Annotated in this window: 16 protein-coding genes; 13 read left to right on the forward strand and 3 right to left on the reverse strand. The window is 65.5% G+C overall.

The genetic code is table 11. From position 1 onward, the window contains the following. Nucleotides 1-58: 58 nt before the first annotated feature. The 4 genes from QA609_RS17555 (at nt 59) to QA609_RS17570 (ending at nt 3,011) form a co-directional block, all read left to right on the forward strand. Entirely contained in the window at nt 59-1,201 is a 1,143-nt protein-coding gene (locus QA609_RS17555; RefSeq protein WP_278303912.1) for a PGF-CTERM-anchored ABC transporter substrate-binding protein, read from the forward strand. Between the two features lie 130 nt (nt 1,202-1,331). Next, nucleotides 1,332-1,610 (forward strand): signal recognition particle subunit SRP19, encoded by a 279-nt coding sequence (srp19, locus tag QA609_RS17560; protein ID WP_005555248.1) that lies wholly within the window; start codon nt 1,332-1,334, stop codon nt 1,608-1,610. After that, nucleotides 1,610-1,852 (forward strand): Gar1/Naf1 family protein, encoded by a 243-nt coding sequence (locus QA609_RS17565; protein ID WP_278303913.1) that lies wholly within the window; start codon nt 1,610-1,612, stop codon nt 1,850-1,852. Before srp19 ends, QA609_RS17565 begins: the two co-directional genes overlap by 1 nt. Before the next feature lie 64 nt (nt 1,853-1,916). Beyond that, nucleotides 1,917-3,011 carry a presenilin family intramembrane aspartyl protease PSH gene (locus tag QA609_RS17570; RefSeq protein ID WP_278303914.1) on the forward strand — a complete coding sequence of 365 codons (1,095 nt, stop codon included), beginning with the start codon at nt 1,917-1,919 and terminating at the stop codon, nt 3,009-3,011. On the opposite strand, the gene QA609_RS17575 is transcribed toward QA609_RS17570, so the two are convergent. The 3 genes from QA609_RS17575 to QA609_RS17585 form a co-directional block, all read right to left on the reverse strand. Then, nucleotides 3,008-3,715, reverse strand: coding sequence for a DUF6517 family protein (locus QA609_RS17575; protein WP_278303915.1), 708 nt, complete (start codon nt 3,713-3,715; stop codon nt 3,008-3,010). The two genes, QA609_RS17570 and QA609_RS17575, sit on opposite strands and share 4 nt — an antisense overlap. Before the next feature lie 731 nt (nt 3,716-4,446). After that, entirely contained in the window at nt 4,447-5,949 is a 1,503-nt protein-coding gene (cysS, locus tag QA609_RS17580) for a cysteine--tRNA ligase (protein WP_278303916.1), read from the reverse strand. A 53-nt stretch (nt 5,950-6,002) separates the two neighbouring features. After that, nucleotides 6,003-6,506, reverse strand: a complete 504-nt coding sequence (locus tag QA609_RS17585; protein WP_278303917.1) for a hypothetical protein — start codon at nt 6,504-6,506, stop codon at nt 6,003-6,005. A gap of 94 nt (nt 6,507-6,600) precedes the next feature. On the opposite strand from QA609_RS17585, the gene QA609_RS17590 reads away from it, so the two are divergent. From QA609_RS17590 to QA609_RS17630, 9 genes are all read left to right on the forward strand, one after another. Then, nucleotides 6,601-6,852: a BolA family protein gene (locus tag QA609_RS17590; RefSeq protein WP_278303918.1), complete on the forward strand. Its 252-nt coding sequence runs from the start codon at nt 6,601-6,603 to the stop codon at nt 6,850-6,852. A 99-nt stretch (nt 6,853-6,951) separates the two neighbouring features. Beyond that, nucleotides 6,952-7,413, forward strand: coding sequence for a PH domain-containing protein (locus QA609_RS17595; protein ID WP_278303919.1), 462 nt, complete (start codon nt 6,952-6,954; stop codon nt 7,411-7,413). Beyond that, nucleotides 7,410-9,050, forward strand: a complete 1,641-nt coding sequence (locus tag QA609_RS17600; protein WP_278303920.1) for a PH domain-containing protein — start codon at nt 7,410-7,412, stop codon at nt 9,048-9,050. The genes QA609_RS17595 and QA609_RS17600 overlap by 4 nt, the downstream gene beginning before the upstream one ends. Nucleotides 9,051-9,070: 20 nt before the next feature. Further along, nucleotides 9,071-10,486, forward strand: coding sequence for a class II fumarate hydratase (locus tag QA609_RS17605; protein WP_278303921.1), 1,416 nt, complete (start codon nt 9,071-9,073; stop codon nt 10,484-10,486). A gap of 286 nt (nt 10,487-10,772) precedes the next feature. Then, nucleotides 10,773-11,006, forward strand: coding sequence for an HVO_2901 family zinc finger protein (locus QA609_RS17610; protein WP_278303922.1), 234 nt, complete (start codon nt 10,773-10,775; stop codon nt 11,004-11,006). A gap of 106 nt (nt 11,007-11,112) precedes the next feature. Beyond that, nucleotides 11,113-11,601: a PH domain-containing protein gene (locus tag QA609_RS17615; protein ID WP_278303923.1), complete on the forward strand. Its 489-nt coding sequence runs from the start codon at nt 11,113-11,115 to the stop codon at nt 11,599-11,601. Further along, nucleotides 11,598-13,160: a PH domain-containing protein gene (locus tag QA609_RS17620; RefSeq protein ID WP_278303925.1), complete on the forward strand. Its 1,563-nt coding sequence runs from the start codon at nt 11,598-11,600 to the stop codon at nt 13,158-13,160. The genes QA609_RS17615 and QA609_RS17620 overlap by 4 nt, the downstream gene beginning before the upstream one ends. A gap of 2,071 nt (nt 13,161-15,231) precedes the next feature. Further along, a complete protein-coding gene (locus tag QA609_RS17625) occupies nt 15,232-15,621 on the forward strand; it encodes a DUF5805 domain-containing protein (RefSeq protein ID WP_278303926.1) in 390 nt (129 codons plus the stop codon). After that, nucleotides 15,611-16,648 (forward strand): tyrosine-type recombinase/integrase, encoded by a 1,038-nt coding sequence (locus tag QA609_RS17630; protein WP_278303927.1) that lies wholly within the window; start codon nt 15,611-15,613, stop codon nt 16,646-16,648. The genes QA609_RS17625 and QA609_RS17630 overlap by 11 nt, the downstream gene beginning before the upstream one ends. Nucleotides 16,649-16,874: the final 226 nt, after the last annotated feature.

A 16,874-nucleotide genomic window follows, 5' to 3' on the forward strand; every position in this document is an offset into this window, starting at 1 on the left:
CTGAAATCTCGCTTGCAGTAGGCAAATATTTGTTGGAGTAGGTGCCACGATTCGATCGATGCGCAATTCAGTGATCGTTTTCGTCGCCGTACTCACGGCGCTGGCCGCGTTTGCTCCCGCCGCCGCGGCGGGAGGGGGGGTAGCCGACGTCGCACAGGAGGAACCGACCTGCGAATTTCCGTTCGAGGGAGAGGACGCCACCGGGGAGACGGTAACCGTCGATGAGGAGCCCGAGTCGGTCGTCGCCCTGCAGCCGAGTGACGCCCAGGTAATGCACGAGATCGGAGCTGAGGAGAAGCTCTCGGGCATGCCAGTTGGCGAGTACACCGCCTACCTCGAGGCCGACGAGGAGCTCGACATCACCGAGGACGACGGTGTCACGCCCGTCACCGAGGAGGTCATCGACCGCGATCCCGACGTCGTCCTCGCGGCGAACGCCCTCGAGGGTGACGAGCTGATCGACCAGCTCCGCGACGCCGGACTCGACGTCTACGTCTTCCCGACCGAGGAGTCCCTCGACGGCGTCGCCGAGAACGTCCGCCTGACCGGCGAGATCGTCGGCGAGTGCGACGGCGCCGAGGACGCCCTCGAGGAGTTCGAGGAACGCCTCGAGACCATCGAGGCGACCGTCGAGGACGAGGAGCACCCGCTCGCCTACTACGAGATGGGCGACGGCTTCACCGCCGGCGAGGGCACCTTCCAGGACGAGATCATCACCACCGCCGGCGTCGAGAACCTCGGCGCGGAGGCCGGCATCGAGGGCTGGGCGGAGATCAGCGACGAGGTCGTCGTCGAGGAGGATCCCGAGTGGATTATCTACGGCGAATCCTGGGGCGACGAGCCGCCCGTCAGCGAGGCCGTGATGGGCACGACCGCCTACCAGGACGACCAGTTCGTCGCGGTCAACGACCAGTACATGAGCCAGCCCGGCCCGCTCGTCGTCGAGGCGATCGAGGAGATCGTCGCCGAGGTCCACCCCGAGGCGTACGCCGAAGCGGCCGACGAGACCGAGGACGACGCCGCGGACGAGACCGACGATGCGGACGACGAGGCGGACGCTGACGACGCGGACGCCGACGACGCGGTCGACGAACCCGCAGACGACGCGGCCGAGGACGACGACTCGATCCCCGGCTTCGGCGTTCCCGCGGTCGTCGCCGCGCTGATCGCCGTCCTCGCCGTCCTCGCTCACCGTCGGTAACGTCGATCCGCTCGTTGCCGACGACCGAACCACCCGCGCTCGAGGACGCTCGTCCGCTCGAGTCGATCCCCCGAGCGCGGACCCGACGCTTTTGAAAAGTGTTTACCCGGAGGCCTCCCGAGTCGGGAGTATGGTCGAGAACGTCATCTGGCCCGCCTATCTCGATGCCGACCTCTCCCGGGCCGAGGGACGACGCGTCGCCGAGGAGCTGGCCGTCGAGGAGCCGACGGTCGACGAGATCGCGAAGGCCGTCCAGCAGATCGGCTACGACGCCACGATCGAGCGGGAGAAGTCCTACTCCCGGGAGCACTGGGCCGACCGGGGCCGGGTCGTCGTTCGCGGTTCCGACGACTCGAAGAACGACCTCGTCCAGGCCGTCGCGGCGTACGTCGTCGCGATGCGGGACTGATGCGCCGAGTCGGCCAGGTCGTCCGTACCGCCCAGGGACTCGCAATCTTGCGGGCGAACCCGGACGCCGACGACGACCGCCTCCGCGAGGAGATCGGAACGATGGTGCTCGACGACTCGCTGGAGTCGGTCGGCCGGGTCGTCGACGTCTTCGGTCCCGTCGATCGCCCCTACCTGGCGGTGACGCCCGACGACGACGTCCACCTTCCGGCGCTGATCGGGTCGGCGCTGTACGCGCGCTGACCCGAGACGATCGACCGAGAGGGTAACGAAAAGCACCAAGAGGAGCGGGTGCGAACGCCGCGGCATGGACCATCGGACCCGGGTGCTCGCGGCCGTCGGCGCGACCGTGGCGCTGTTTCTGGCCGTACAGCTCGGCGCACTGGCGCTGGTCGAGCCGTTCCACGACGCCGACCGACAGGCCGTCGAGGATCCGGAGAACCCGACCAACAGTCTCGTCTACTTCGCGGTGATCCTCGTCGCGACTGGCTTTATGCTCGCGACCTTCCGGTACGACCTCGAGTGGGTCATCAGGGGGCTGGTCATCGGCGTGAGCGTCTTCCTCGCCTGGTTCGTGCTCACCGAACTCGTTCCACCAGTGGTCACGGCGGGGCCGATCAACGTCGTCGCCGTCGGCGCAGCCCTCGGCGTCGGTGTTGCGCTTCTGTTGTACCCGGAGTGGTACGTCATCGATCTCACCGGCGTCCTGATGGGCGCCGGCGCCGCGGCGCTGTTCGGGATCAGCTTCGGCCTTCTGCCCGCCATCTTGCTGCTCTCGGCGCTGGCGATCTACGACGCCATCAGCGTCTACCGGACCGAACACATGCTCGATCTCGCCGAGGGCGTGATGGATCTCAAGATCCCCGTCGTGCTAGTCGTTCCGACGACGCTATCGTACTCCTACCTTGCCGACGGCTCCGAGGCGACCGTCGAGGACGACCAGGGGGACGAGGAGCAGACTCCCGAGGGGCCGGACTCGAGTCGGGCCGACGAGGGACCGACCGACGGGATGCCGACCGCGGGAAGCGAACCCGACTCGCCGACGTCGTCAGAAGCCGACTCTCAACCCGGACCCGACTCCGCCGACGCCGAGAAGCCGGCCGACGCCGGCCGCGACGCCCTGTTCATCGGGTTAGGCGACGCCATCATCCCGACGATCCTGGTCGCCAGCGCGGCGTACTTCCTCGAGGCGGGCGCGCTCGACGTGCCGGGAATCGCGCTGAACGTGCCGGCACTGGGGGCGATCCTCGGAACGCTCGCCGGGCTGCTCGTGCTCATGGGAATGGTTCTGAAGGGACGACCCCACGCCGGGCTCCCCCTGCTCAACGGCGGCGCGATCGGGGGGTACCTGCTAGGTGCGCTCGCGAGCGGCGTCTCGATCGCGACCGCACTCGGCCTCTAGCCGGAGAGGGGCTCCTCTTCCTCGCTGGTCTCGACGATCTCCACGTCGACATCGTCGCCGTGTTCGAGCCCCTGGACCATCACGTCGATTCGATCGCGCTCGGAGTCGATCGGCAGATCCTCGAGATCTGGGTAGACGCCAACGATCACGAGGTGGTCGTCCTCGTGTTCCAGCTGGGCGATGTCGAGCAGGACGTCGATCCCGTGTTCGCCGTGCAGTACCGCCTCGCCCGCGTAGGTCTCGAGCAGGATCGTCTCCCCGAGCGCGCTGACCGACCGCTCGCCGACCGACTCCTCGACCGTCAGCTCCTCGTACTGGTCCTGAATTTCCTGAACGATCTCCTCGTTGTCCATCTCGCCGACCGGGTTGAACTCCTCGCCGGCGACGCTGACCTGTGGCGTCGAGATGACGGCGAACACGCCGGCCTCGACCTCGCCGCCGAAGATGTCTAGCGGGAGGTCGATCGTTCGAGTGTACTCGGAGCCGTAGCTGGTCACCTCGATCTCCTGGCCGGCGACGGACTCGGTGGAAATGATCTCCTCGGTTCCCTGGTACTCGTAGCTGGCGTCGTCGGTCGCGCTCTCGGCGACGACCGCCGGCGCGGCCGAAAACGTCGTCGCGTCCTCGAGGAACTCGTCCAGACACCCGGCCGAGAGACCGACGCCGCCGACTGCTGCCGCAGCGACGAACTGTCGTCGATTCATCTACCCTGAAAGAACCGTTTGCTGGCTATAAGTGGCGCGGCCGACTCGAGGCGTCCGTTTCGTGATCAGCAGTTTGGCCGAAGAGTTTCGACGATCCCCCAACCAGTGATGGTTCTATCTCTCGACATGAGTGGTATGGACCGTCCGGCGTTGTGTCTGCAGTGCCGACCAACCACTTCGGGATGGAACTGAAAGGACTAGGGTCTTTCGCGGTGATACCGACAGAAGCAGTTCTGCTCGCACGAACACAGGGAATCGCCACGCCCTCCCCACCCGATTTCTGCTCACGGGCACTTCGTGCCCGTTTGCATGGTCCGTGGAACCTGCGGTTCCGCGCTACGCTCGGTGCGCTCGCTCATCCACTGTCAGAGCGCGCTCTGACAAGCCTTCGTTTACGCTGTTCACGAAGACCTCGCACAGTGTCGTCGACCGTCCTCACTGACGCTTGGACGGTCGACAGCGCGCGCCACCGCAGAGGGACGGTCGGACCGAGCTGATACGTAGTCTTCCTGTATGGAACGCAATGTCTACGGATCAATCGGCAGACCACGTTTCGCTTGTCAATCGACATCTGCCGACGTTCTGCGGAACGATCGATTTTCGATATAACAGGATGTGGTTTACGTGACGCAGGGCGGACGGTCCGAGGACGATCGCCGATCGCACCGCTCGAGAAATTCGCCGAACGAAACGCGCGAAACCGATCCGGCCTGAGAAGAAGTCGTCGACCGCTATTCGCCGGAGGGGAGCCGATAGCTCGCTCCCTCGTCGGTGTCCTGGACTTCGACCCCGAGCCCCTCGAGCTCGTCGCGGAGCTCGTCGGCTCGCTCGTAGTTGCCCGCCTCGCGCTCGCGCTCGCGCACGTCGAGCACGAGTTCGACGACGTCGCCGGCCAGCTCCGCGCTGCCGTCGGTCTCGCCGACAAAGGAGAGGCCGAGTACGTCGCCGAGCTCCTCGAGGGTCTCGACGGCCTGTCGCAGTCCCCGGTAGTCGGCCTGCTCGCCCTCGCTGCCCTCGAGGTGGCGGTTGATCGCCGCCGCGATCTCGAGCAGGGCCGACTGGGCCTCGCGGGTGTTGAAGTCGTCGTTCATCGCGGTGGTAAACGCGCCGCGAGCCTCGACGACCGCCTCGCGGAGTTCGTCGTCGGCGATCTTCGACCCCGCGTTCGGGGAGTCGATCGCCGCCGTCGCCGCCTCGTGGGCGCGCTCGAGGCGGTCCCACCGTTCCTCGGCCTCGGCGATCGTCTCGTCGGAGTACAGCTGCTGGCTGTTGTACGACCCCGCGGTTAGGAACGTGCGGACGACGTTGGTTCCCCAGCGGTCGACGGCTTCGTCGACGGTGACGAAGTTGCCCAGACTCGAGGACATCTTCTCCTCGTCCATCTGGAACAGCTCGCAGTGGAGCCAGTAGTTCGCGAACTGCTGGTCGGTCGCGGCTTCGGACTGGGCGATCTCGTTTTCGTGGTGGGGAAAGACCAGATCGCGACCGCCGACGTGGATGTCCAGGGTATCGCCGAGATGGGTCGTGCTCATCGCCGAGCACTCGATGTGCCAGCCGGGTCGTCCCTCGCCCCACGGCGACTCCCAGGTGAGGGCGGTCTCGCAGGCCTCGTCGGCGGGTGCGGCCCCCTCGTGGCGGTGCTCTTCGATCGCCTCGCTGTCGACGCCGTCGGCCTTCCAGAGCGCAAAGTCCGCGGGGTTTCGTTTCTCGGAGCGCTCGTCGGGGTCGCCCTGGGATTCGATCTCCTCGAGTTCCTGGTTCGAGAGCTTGCCGTACTCCTCGAAGCTGGTGACGTCGAAGTAGACTGAGCCGTTCGCCTCGTAGGCGTACCCCTTCTCCAACAGGGTCTCGACGAGTGTGACGATCTCGGGAACGTGCTCGGAGACCCGAGGGTAGACCTCTGCCCGCAGGAGGTTCAGCGAGCGCATGTCCGCGAGGGTGCGCTCGATGTACGTCTCGGCGACTTCCGCCTCGTCCTCGCCGAGGTCGTCCTCGCCGACGCGGGCGACGATCTTCTCGTTGACGTCGGTGAAGTTCTCGACGTGGCGCACCCCGTAGCCGAGGTGCTCGAGCCAGCGGTGCATGACGTCGACGTGGACCCACGAGCGGGCGTGGCCCAGGTGGGGCGGATCCGAAACCGTCAGGCCGCAGTAGTAGAGCAGAACGTCGTCTGGGTCCTGCGGCTCGAACGGCTCCGTCTCGCCCGTCAACGTGTTCGTCACGTTCAGGGTCATTACAGGGGTGTATCCGCGGGCTACAGTTAAAACGTGTCTTTGGCCCCGAAGCGTTACTCCCGGACGGGAACGGCCTCGAGGGCGTCCTCGACCGTTCGGAGGGCGTCGGCTCCCGCGAGCCCTTCCACGACGAGCATCATCGCTCCCTCTCCGACGCCGGCTGCGATCGGTTCGATCTCCTCGATCTCGAGTCGTCCCAGCGTCTTCCCGAGCGCGACCGTGTCGACGTCGCCCGTCGCGACGATCGCCGTCAGATCGCCGCTATCGGATCTGAACGACGTTCCGCCGATCGCGAACAGTGCCGTCTCGGGCTGGGAGCCGTCGATCGCGGCCGGCGTGATTCCGCGTTCCATCCTGACCCGGACCTCTCGCGCGTCGGTCCCGTAGGCCGGAAGCTCCTCGGCGTAGCGGCGGATCGCCGTCGCGACCGCGTCGGTCTCGCCGTCGACGTCGAGATACCGGGCTGCCGCGGTGTAGTTGACGACTCCGGCCCGCAGTGCGGCGACGAGAAACGGCTCCTCGTCGACGGCTCGACGCGTTTCGCTCGCGAGCGACATAGGTGTACAGCTGTGACACGCCACCCTGAAGGGATAAGCGTCGTGGTCGACGGCGACCGCGGCGTTTTTGCCGCGAGCGCTCCATCGATCGGGTATGAAACTCGACGACGTCGAAGCCGTGATCGAGTCCGAACTCGAGGGTGCCGAGGCAACCGTCACGCACGCGCGTGACAAACACGACGACGACCACCTCGCCGCGACGGTCGTTTCGCCGACCTTCGAGGGCGAGTCGCTGGTCGGTCAACACCAGCAGGTGTACGACGCCCTCGAGGACCACATGACGACTGACATCCACGCCCTCGAGCTGTCGACGTACACGCCCGAGGAGTACGACGACCTCGAGTAGTCGGCGTCAGCTGGCTTCGTGGCCCGCGTTCCCATCCGTCTCCGCCCGAGCGACGGTTCGAACCGTAGGATACTCGTGTTCGCTCGCGAGAACGTTCGTATGGAGTCGCTTCACCCGCGGATCAGGCTGCTGTGGATCGCACAGACGGCGATCCTGGCGGCCGTGCTCGGTGCCGTCCTCGTCGCCGTCGACCGGTGGCTCGTTCCCGTACCGACGGCCGGACTGGTCGGGATCGTCGCCGTCGCGGCGGTTCTGGGTATCGCCTACGCCGTCCGGCTCTACCAGATCTGGCAGTTCGAACTGCAGGGCGACGCCCTCTATCTCGAGCGCGGCGTCATCACGTTCGTCGAGACGGCCGTCCCGTTCGTCCGGGTCCAACACGTCGACACGCAGTTCGGCCCGATCGAACGCACCCTCGGGCTCTCGAGCGTCGTCGTCTACACGGCCGGCTCGCGCAACGCCGACGTCCGGATCCCCGGACTGACGCCGGATCGCGCCCGAAAGCTACAGGACACGCTCCGGGAACTCGCCGTCGAGAGCGAGGCCGACGACGCCGTATGAACCGCCTCCACCCCTTCAGTGCGGTCGTCTACGCGCTCCGCTACGGTTTGCTGTGGCTGTGGGTCCCGTTTTTCCTCGTCACCGCCCTCGCGGGGACTGTCGCGGCCGTCAGCATCGCCTGGCTGCCGGTGGTCACGGCGCTTGGCTTCCTCTTCGGCGCCGCGTACGGCGTCGTCTACTACTACCGCTTCGAGTACGGAATCACGCCGGACACGTTCGACGTCGCCTCCGGGGTCGTCGCGCGTCGCTCCCGCGAGATTCCCTACCGGCGGATCCAGAACGTCGACGTCCGCCAGGGCGTGTTACAGCGCGTCCTCGGGCTCGCGGTCGTCACCATCGAAACCGCCGGTGGCGGAAACAGCGAGGCCGCGCTCCGGCTCGTGAGCAAGTCGGAGGCCGACCGCCTCCAGCACCAGATCCGCCGGCGAACCGCCGGCGTCGACGCCGACGACTCCGACCGATCCACCACCGAGGCATCCGAAGACGGTCGACCGGTCGGCGATGAACCGCTCGACGAGCAGCCGTCTCGAGTCGATGGGACCGCCGAGGCGCCGCCAGTTTCCGAGACGCGACCCCGGCGCGAGCCGACCGAACCGAGCCGAAAACGGCTGTTCGCCCTCGATTCTCGAGAACTCCTCCTCTACTCGCTGACGACGCTACGACCAGCTGCCCTCGCCGCCGTAGGGTTCCTGTTTTTCTTCGCGACCGATACGGTTCTCGACTTCCTCGTGACCCTCTCGCAGCCGTTCGGCGGCCCGCAGGACCTCCAGACGGGCGATACGCAGAGCTACGGCGTCCTGACCGTCGTCTCGATGGTTAACGGGATCGTCATCACCTACCTCGTCAGCGTCGCCTACACGTTCGCGACGTACTACGACTTCCGGCTCGGTCGAGTCGACGAGGACTTCGTCTACGAGCGGGGGCTGCTCCAGCGCTACAGCGGTTCGATCCCGGCAGAGAAGGTCCAGTCGGTCACGATCACCGACAACCCGCTCCAGCGGCTGATCGACTACGCCGGGCTGTGGGTCGAAACGGCCGGCTACGGCCCCGACAGCAGCGGCGGCAGCCAGTCTGCCGTGCCAATGGCTCGCGCCGCTCACGTCCACCGGTTCGCGGAGAACCTCACGCACGTCGAGACGCCCGCGTTCGCGAGTCCGTCGCCGATCGCCCGCCGTCGATACCTCGTTCGGTACTCCCTGATCGCCGCCGTCGTCGTCGCCGCCGCCCTCGCGCTCGCGCAGGTGACGCCCCTCGAGCGCTGGTATCTCGCCGCGGTCGTCTTCGCGGCGGTCCCGCCCGCGGCCCACCTGCGGTACGTCCACCTCGGCTACTACGTCGGCGAGGACCACCTGGTGATCCGGCGCGGGTTCTGGCGCCGCCGGACGACCGTGATCCCCTACTTCCGGATCCAGACGGTCTCCACCCGACGATCGATCTTCCAGCGTCGGCTGGGGATCGCCTCGCTGGTCGTCGACACCGCCAGTTCCCGGACGCTGTTCTGGGACACCCCGACGATCTACGACGTCGATCTCGAGGACGCCCGCGGCGTCCACCGGACCGGCCGGAAGCGCCTGCAGTCGGCCCTGCGGGAGCGGGCTCGCGCCGACGACGCCGGCTTTTCGGTGGATTTTACCTAACCGCTCTCGAGGTGTCGGGTATGACACGCGACGACGAGTTCCGTACCGAGGAGGACAGTCTCGGGGAGATGCAGGTGCCGGCCGACGCCTACTGGGGCGCCCAGACCCAGCGCGCGATCCAGAACTTCCCGATTTCCGGGATCTCGTTTAGCCGACGATTCGTCCGCGGGCTCGGCGTCGTCAAGAAGGCCGCCGCACAGGCCAACCGCGACCTCGGGCTGGTCGAAGAAGACGTCGCCGAGGCGATCGTCGAGGCCGCAGACGAGGTCATCGCCGGCGAACACGACGACCAGTTCCCGGTCGACGTCTTCCAGACCGGCTCCGGGACCTCCTCGAACATGAACGCCAACGAGGTCATCGCCAACCGCGCCGCCGAGATCATGGGCGCCGAAATCGGCGACCGTGTCGTCCATCCCAACGACCACGTCAACTACGGCCAGTCGAGCAACGACGTGATCCCGACCGCGATGCACGTCGCTTCCCTCGAGGCCGTCGAGAAAGACGTCATCCCCGCGCTGGACACCCTGCGCGAATCGCTCGAGCACAAAGCGGAGGAGTTCGACGATGTCGTCAAAACCGGCCGCACGCACCTCCAGGACGCCACACCCGTCACGCTCGGTCAGGAGTTCGGCGGCTACCGAACGCAGGTCGAGAAGGGTCTCGACCGCGTCGACAAGGTTCGGAACCACCTCGCCGAACTCGCGCTGGGCGGGACCGCCGTCGGAACGGGCCTGAACACCCACGAGGAGTTCCCTGGCCGTGCAGCGGAGTACATCACGAAGGAGACGGGTGTTCAGTTCCGCGAGGCCGACAACCACTTCGAGGCCCAGGCCGCTCACGACGCGATGTCCGAGGCCCACGGTGCGCTCCGCGTCGTCGCGGGCTCGCTGAACAAGATCGCCAACGATCTTCGGCTGCTGGCCTCCGGCCCGCGTAACGGCCTCGGCGAGATCGAACAGCCCGAGAACCAGCCCGGCTCCTCGATCATGCCCGGCAAGATCAACCCCGTCGTCGCCGAGGCGGTCAACCAGGTTCACAAGCAGGTCGTCGGCAACGACGCCGCCGTCTCCGCGGGCGCCGCCGAGGGCCAGATCGACCTCAACCTCTACAAGCCCGTGCTGGCCCACAACTTCCTCGAGTCCGCGGAACTGATCGCGAACTCGAGCCAGATCTTCGCCGAGCGGTTCGTCGACCCGCTCGAGGCGAATCGCGAACACTGCGAGGAGCGTGTCGAACAGTCGATGGCGATGGCCACCTCGCTGAACGTCCATATCGGCTACGACAAGGCCAGCGAGGTCGCCAAAACCGCGCTCAAGGAAGACAAGACGGTCCGGGAGGTCGTCCTCGAGAAGGGCTACCTCGACGAGGAGGAAGCCGACGAGGTGCTCGACCCCGAGAAGATGACCCAGCGCGGTATCCTGGGTCGCGAGGAGTAACCCCGGCGTTCCGAGCGCGCGTTTCGTAGCTCACCCCCGGATCGACTCGAGTATCGACCCATCCATCACAATCCTGTCATAGCGTGACAGGGCCGACCGCTCGAGGGTGAGTTGTCGGGAACGTCTCGTGAAACGAAGCACACGGACTCGAGTACTATCGGCCACTGATCGTTCTTTCTTGTCTGTCGGTCGAACCCAAACCGACCGAATGAGGCCGAATCAAGCGCGATCCGGGCGCAAGAAAAGAACCCAAGCAGTTTTTACGGATGCTCGCGTCAGACGAAATATGCACACCTGTCGTAACTGCAACCAGTCGTTCCAGACCGAGCTCGCCCTCGAACTCCACCGGGATACCTGCGAGAAAGCCCAACTGTTCTGTCAGGTATGCGGCGACCGATTCCGCGAGCGGGACGCGACCGAGGACGGGTGGCACTACGAGTGTCCCACCGAGGACTGCGACGGAGAGGGACTCCGAGAGGACCTCTATCAGGTCGACGACGTCCGAACGGCGACACACTGACCGTCCCGATTCTCGGCTCCGTTCCGGTCCGCGTTCTCTCTGCTCCTGGCTCCCGCCCGATTCCGAGATCCGACTTTTTATTCGCGCCCCTTCCCTTCGGTTCCTCATGGAGCGACTCAATCCCCGGGTCCGCGTCGTCTGGCTGTTCTTGGCGGTGTTCCGGGCCGGAATCGTCGGCGGATTTCTCGTCGGCGCCGCGCTGGTACTCTCAGAGACGGGACTGTGGGCGAACTCGCCGGACCTGCTCGTTCCGGGCGCGATCGGTCTCGCGGTCGCCCTCGGACTCGTCCGCATCGTCGTCGCCTGGCGCCGCTATGCCGTCTGGCGCTTCGAGGTTCAGGACGACGGCCTCTACATCGAACGGGGCGTCTTCACCCGGATCAAGACGGTCGTCCCCTACGTCCGCGTCCAGCACGTCGACTCGAGGCGGTCGCCGATCGAGCGGACGACCGGGCTGGCGACCGTCGTCGTCTACACGGCGGGCTCGCGAAGCGCCGACGTCGCGATCCCCGGCCTGACGCCAGAGCGAGCCGAACGGCTCCGCGAGGACCTGCGCCGGCTCGCGATCGAGAGCGAGGGTGAGGACGCGGTATGAGGAAACTCCACCCGCTCTCGATCGCGGTCCGATCGATCTCGCGCAGCGTCAACGTCGGGCTCCTCTTTTTCATCGCGGGCGTCTTCGCCTCGCCCGGCGGTGCCGGGGGGACGCTCGTCTCCGTCGGCGGGATGGTGTTGCTCGGGATCGTCGTCGCGGTCGTCTACGAGGTCGCCTACTACGAGCGGTTCCGGTACGAACTCACGGGCGACACGTTCGACGTCGCCTCCGGCGTCCTCGCCAGACGCGACCGGGAGGTTCCCCTGCGACGGATCCAGAACGTCGACGTCCGCCAGCCGGTTCTCAGCCGGCTGTTCGGGCTCGCGGCGGTCCACATCGAGACCGCCGGCGGCGGTCAGACCGAGGTCTCCCTGCAGTACGTCGACGAGGAGGAAGCTCGACGACTCAGGCGCCAGCTCCGGCGTGGTGCGCGAGCCGAAGGTGACGAGGACGACGAGTCTGTGGCGTCGGAGACTGATGACCCGAGCGACGAGGACGAGGAGGAGCTCCTGTTCGAGATTCAGCCCCGCGAGCTGGCGATCCTCAGCGTGTTCACGATCGACCCCGGGGCCAGCCTGCTGGGCGGGATCGCGCTGTCCTTTCTCAGCGGGTTCGACCCGACGACGCTGATCCCGGCCGACCTGGTCGACGGCCTGCCCGGCGCAGAAGGCGGACTCGTCGCGCTCGCCTGGCTCGTCGTCCTGTTCTTGCTCGCGGCCTGGGTCGTCAGCGCCGTCCTCACGTTCAACCGCTACTACGGGTTTCGACTCACCCGCGTCGGCGACGAACTCTACTACGAGCGCGGGCTCGTCCAGCGCTACAGCGGCACGATCCCCCTCGAGAAGGTCCAGACGCTGACGATCACCGAACGGGTGCCGTTCCGGTGGTTCGGCTACGGCGCACTGGCCGTCGAAACCGCCGGCTACGCGCCCGGCCAGGGCTCTCGAGGAACGGAGTCGGCGATCCCGCTTGCGGGCTACGACCGCGTCGTCGGCCTGGCCCGCTCGATCGAACCGTTCGGCGAGGTCGACCTCGAGGCGCCACCCAAGCGTGCACGGGAACGGTACGGCGTCCGGTACCTGCTGGTCGTCGGTGCGTTAGTCGGCGCCGGCTACCTGCTCGCGACCGCGACGGCGCTCGAGCGGTGGTACCTCCCCGCTGCGCTGGTCGTCCTCGTTCCCGTCGCGGCCCACCTGAAGTGGCGCAATCGGGGCCACCAGCTCGGCGACCGCTACGTCTTCACCCGAACCGGGTTCTGGAACCGGACGACCAAGGTCGTCCCCTACTACCGCGTGCAGGCCGTCGTCCACACCCAGTCGATCTTCCAGCGTCGACGCCGCCTGGCGAGCGTCACCGCCGACACCGCCAGCTCGGCCTCGCTGCTCGGCCGTGCAGCGACCGCCTACGACGTCGACGCCGAGCGCGGGCTCGAGATGCAACTCGAGATCGAGGAGCGACTGCAGGAACGGCTTCGCGCCCGAAAACGAGAGCGGACCGTCGGGCAGTGGTTTCAACACGACCTCTCGAGCGACGAACCGACCGGTGACGATTCGGTGTAGCCACACCTGCCGTCCGCCGAACTCGTGCGCAACGGTTCCGGGTACGAACCGAAGATCTGCCCCGATTGGATATATCGAAATAGAGTTTAGATGTTGGTATTCCACCATCCGATGCGCGAAAACATCGACGAGGCGGGCGTAATACCGGAACCTCCGTCGGCGTGAGCCGTCGAGTCAGACGAGGTGACGAGCGGATGGCGGCGAGACGTCTCGATCGGTCCGAGCGGGAACGGCTTGAATCGGGCTTAGGGACCGAACGAGAACGAGCGTGTGAACTGCGGTTCGTCCAGATGCCTCGAGGTCCCCACCCCCTTGCTATCGCAGTTGGCGAAACCATCGATTCGTCTCTCGTCGCATGCTGTTACTTCTGTCGTCCCGCCTCGGAACCAACACCGCTACTCCGCCGAAGTTCGGGACCGGCTTCGCAATGCAGCCGTCCCGTAACCGGGCTCCAGTGACCTTACGCGGCTACTACGGAGTCGTTGCAGAGAACCAGCGCGAAAGTCCACGACTTCAGTCGTGGGAGGACGTCAACGAGGATCTACAACTCGAAACTCGCGGGGTGTACGGTGGTCGCGAAAAACGGTCGAACGGGAAAGATCTCGCCGTTTTCGCTCCTCTTCGGTCTATCGTAACGACTGGAACTGTTTGTATACAGATCGCGCAGCCGTCGTGCGATCGGGTACGCACTGATTTCCAGTGGTTACTGCAGTTCCCTCGAGCGAGGAGACACGATCACTCGCATCCCGACGTCCGTGCGAAGTCGAAACAAAACTCGTTCGACGTCACAGCGGTGCAGTCCGAACGTTTCGGTTGGAGCCGTCCGCGGAACGCTACGCGCTCTGCTGTCGAGGCGAATCGAAGATTCGCCGATCCTTGGAGGGCGAAACCCTCCGGGCGGTTGCACGAGACCGGAGGTCTCCTGCGAGAAAGCGCGGAAGCGGTAGCCGAGTTTGGGTCCTACCGGAAGGTACCTCCTCCAGACCGAGAAGTAGTTACGGTGGAACGGGCCGTCTATCAACCAGCTCCGAAGTCTGGGATGGTGGACGCACCACTCCGACTTCCGCGCTGGACACTCCTGAGAAGGGCCCCGATTAGAATACTGGAGACGTGGATCTTCCGTATGGGCCCGAAGTACGCGGGTTCGCTGCCAAGCCCGCGAACTCACTCGCGGAGAGCTGACGGAACAGGTCCTGACCAAGTATCCGACGGATCGAGCGTTCTTCCGCGAAACGGAACGTCAGTAGGTCAGCTACCCACGACTGAAGTCGTGGGCTTCCTGCTTGAACCTCTGTGAAACCGCTCCCAAGCTTTCGACGGTACGTCGAATACGCGGTCGGACGAACGTCCGCACGAAATCGCTTATCGACCGTTTCGAGCGGTACGTACCGTCCGATCAGCGCGCAAAACCTCTCTTCGTTCCGAGGGCGGCGATCTTCTGACCGCCGCGGGACGACGAAACGGAACGGGTCGGCAATCTTCGACCCGTCGACGGTGGCTGAGAGCACCTCGTATCGCGCTAGAGACTAAAACGACGAGGAGCCTCTCGTCCGACGAAAAAGGGACCGGAAGCGATTCGGTATCGAGACTCCGTACGTAGGGTTTGTCGATCTCTCAATAGGACGGGTAGTCCAGTGGAACGCCTCGAGTTCCTCTCGAGCATCGTCGTTCGTAGGACCCTTCGATCACGTTCGGACGGTAACCCAGTGGCTCATTGGCGAACTCGAGCGTTCGACCTGCATCGCAGCGCTGAGGAACGAAGTTCGACTACCGAACAGTTGCGTAGCTGACCGACGCTCGACCGATCGTCCCCTCGCCCTAAGCCGTTGATCGAAGCGACTACCGTCCACAGAAGTACCGCGATTCGCTCACCCCTTCCTCGAGGTCCAGCTATATCTTGATCTTTGGACCCATCGACCAGCGAATTATATCCGGAACTGCGTACCTACTACTATCTAAATACGAATTCGTGGCCGGTATACACCTCTATAACTAAGTCATGAACTCAGGATAAGATACCTTATCTCGAAGTACAACAAGATTGAAGGTCCGCGCGTCTGAGTAGTCGTGTATGGCTGACTCGAGGGATACGTCCAAATCATCCGTCAGAACGTACGTTCCAACCTACCAGAAAGAGGAGTGGCAGTCCCACGCCGACGACCTCGGAATGAGCCAGAGCGAGTTCCTCCGAACGATGGTCCAGGCCGGACGGCGAGGCTTTCAGGGCGACCGCGAGGAACCCGGTTCTCCGGACGCAGACCCTGGGGGTAACGCCCTCGAAACACGTCTCCTCGAGTTACTGTCTACTGACACCTACACGTGGGACGAACTCCTCGAAGCGGTCAGCGACGACATCGAGTCCCGCCTCGACGAGACGCTCGAGGAGCTCCAGGCCGAGAACCGGGTTCGCTACAGCGGCCGCCACGGTGGATACACGATCGTGGGTGACGATGGCGAGTAGCGCCGACCCCCCCGACGCGATCGAGGATCCGATCGCGTACTTCCTGGACGACCAGCGATACCACGGCAAGAGCGAGCGCACCCTCGAGGCCTACCAGCGAGTGCTCCGGCAGTTCGAGGCGTTCGTTTGCGAGCGCTTCGACGCCGACGCGGTGTCGGCGGCCGGTCGGCGCGAGTGTATGGCCTGGGTTCACTCGCTTCGGGAACGCTTCGAGTCGAGTACGATCGCGACCTACGCCTCCTACCTCAACCGCTTCTACGAGTACATGAATCGGGTCGGCGCGTTCGAGGCGAATCCGATGGTGCTCGTGATGGATGAGCTGTCCGAATCGATCGATACGAACCCGACCCGACGGGATATCTCCGTCCCAGAGATGCGTGAGTTCGTCGGCTCGATCGCCCACCCCCTCGAGCGCGCCGCGGTCGTCACCCTCCTGAAGACGGGGATGCGGGTGGGCGAACTCTGTAACCTCGATCTACGGGACTGCCACCTCGCGGTTCCGGAACTCGATCTCGAGTGGACGCCGCGGGTCGAACTCGAGCAACGTCCGGCCTCGCTGTTCGTCGACTCCGAGCCGACACGGGGCCGGACGGTAAACGGCGAGGAGCGGACGGCCTCGAACAAACGAAAGCGGGAGACGGTAATTCCCGTCGACGACGAACTTCGCCGAGCGCTGCTCGAGTGGCTGGCGATCCGACCGGATCCGGTTTCGCCGGCCGATCCCCTCTTTCTCGACACCCGTGATAGCTGGGGTGAGCGACTCGAGCCCGCCGACGTCCGATACGTCGTCGAGAAACACGCCCGGGATAGGGGCTGGTACCGAACGGGTGGCGGCGCGACCGAGAACGTGACGCCCCACTACTTCCGACATTTCTTCACGACTCACCTGCGCGATCGGACGGGGGATCGGGGGATCGTCAAGTACCTCCGCGGGGACGTCGCCAGCGATATCATCGATACCTACACCCACAACTGGGGCGATCAGGTTCGGACGGTCTACGAGCGGAATATCTACTCGCTGTGCTGAGCATCCGACGGTCGGATCCGGGCTGACGCTCGAGCAAGGGAGTCGGAGAACTTCGGTAGACGGCTCGAGAGTGGTCGCCGTCGACCGATCTCGCCGGCGTACGCACACCCGACCGCTATTTCGCTTCGGTCGCCGTCGACCCTCCGGAAGGCGAGGTAGCGGACGTCCTGCGGGGGTCATCGGGTTACCGCGGATCGGCCACTACGCTCGGGTCGAGTTGCATCCT

This window comes from Natronococcus sp. A-GB7 (genome assembly GCF_029688865.1).
Taxonomy (GTDB): Archaea; Halobacteriota; Halobacteria; order Halobacteriales; family Natrialbaceae; genus Natronococcus.

Excerpts from the sequence above, each read along its gene's own strand:
- QA609_RS17590 (WP_278303918.1), top strand. The coding sequence starts at position 6,601 with ATGAAACTCGACGACGTCGAAGCCGTGATCGAGTCCGAACTCGAGGGT.
- QA609_RS17610 (WP_278303922.1), top strand. The coding sequence starts at position 10,773 with ATGCACACCTGTCGTAACTGCAACCAGTCGTTCCAGACCGAGCTCGCC.
- QA609_RS17570 (WP_278303914.1), top strand. The coding sequence starts at position 1,917 with ATGGACCATCGGACCCGGGTGCTCGCGGCCGTCGGCGCGACCGTGGCG.
- QA609_RS17600 (WP_278303920.1), top strand. The coding sequence starts at position 7,410 with ATGAACCGCCTCCACCCCTTCAGTGCGGTCGTCTACGCGCTCCGCTAC.
- QA609_RS17575 (WP_278303915.1), bottom strand. The coding sequence starts at position 3,715 with ATGAATCGACGACAGTTCGTCGCTGCGGCAGCAGTCGGCGGCGTCGGT.
- QA609_RS17605 (WP_278303921.1), top strand. The coding sequence starts at position 9,071 with ATGACACGCGACGACGAGTTCCGTACCGAGGAGGACAGTCTCGGGGAG.
- QA609_RS17630 (WP_278303927.1), top strand. The coding sequence starts at position 15,611 with ATGGCGAGTAGCGCCGACCCCCCCGACGCGATCGAGGATCCGATCGCG.
- QA609_RS17625 (WP_278303926.1), top strand. The coding sequence starts at position 15,232 with ATGGCTGACTCGAGGGATACGTCCAAATCATCCGTCAGAACGTACGTT.
- QA609_RS17555 (WP_278303912.1), top strand. The coding sequence starts at position 59 with ATGCGCAATTCAGTGATCGTTTTCGTCGCCGTACTCACGGCGCTGGCC.
- cysS (WP_278303916.1), bottom strand. The coding sequence starts at position 5,949 with ATGACCCTGAACGTGACGAACACGTTGACGGGCGAGACGGAGCCGTTC.
- srp19 (WP_005555248.1), top strand. The coding sequence starts at position 1,332 with ATGGTCGAGAACGTCATCTGGCCCGCCTATCTCGATGCCGACCTCTCC.
- QA609_RS17565 (WP_278303913.1), top strand. The coding sequence starts at position 1,610 with ATGCGCCGAGTCGGCCAGGTCGTCCGTACCGCCCAGGGACTCGCAATC.
- QA609_RS17595 (WP_278303919.1), top strand. The coding sequence starts at position 6,952 with ATGGAGTCGCTTCACCCGCGGATCAGGCTGCTGTGGATCGCACAGACG.
- QA609_RS17585 (WP_278303917.1), bottom strand. The coding sequence starts at position 6,506 with ATGTCGCTCGCGAGCGAAACGCGTCGAGCCGTCGACGAGGAGCCGTTT.
- QA609_RS17620 (WP_278303925.1), top strand. The coding sequence starts at position 11,598 with ATGAGGAAACTCCACCCGCTCTCGATCGCGGTCCGATCGATCTCGCGC.
- QA609_RS17615 (WP_278303923.1), top strand. The coding sequence starts at position 11,113 with ATGGAGCGACTCAATCCCCGGGTCCGCGTCGTCTGGCTGTTCTTGGCG.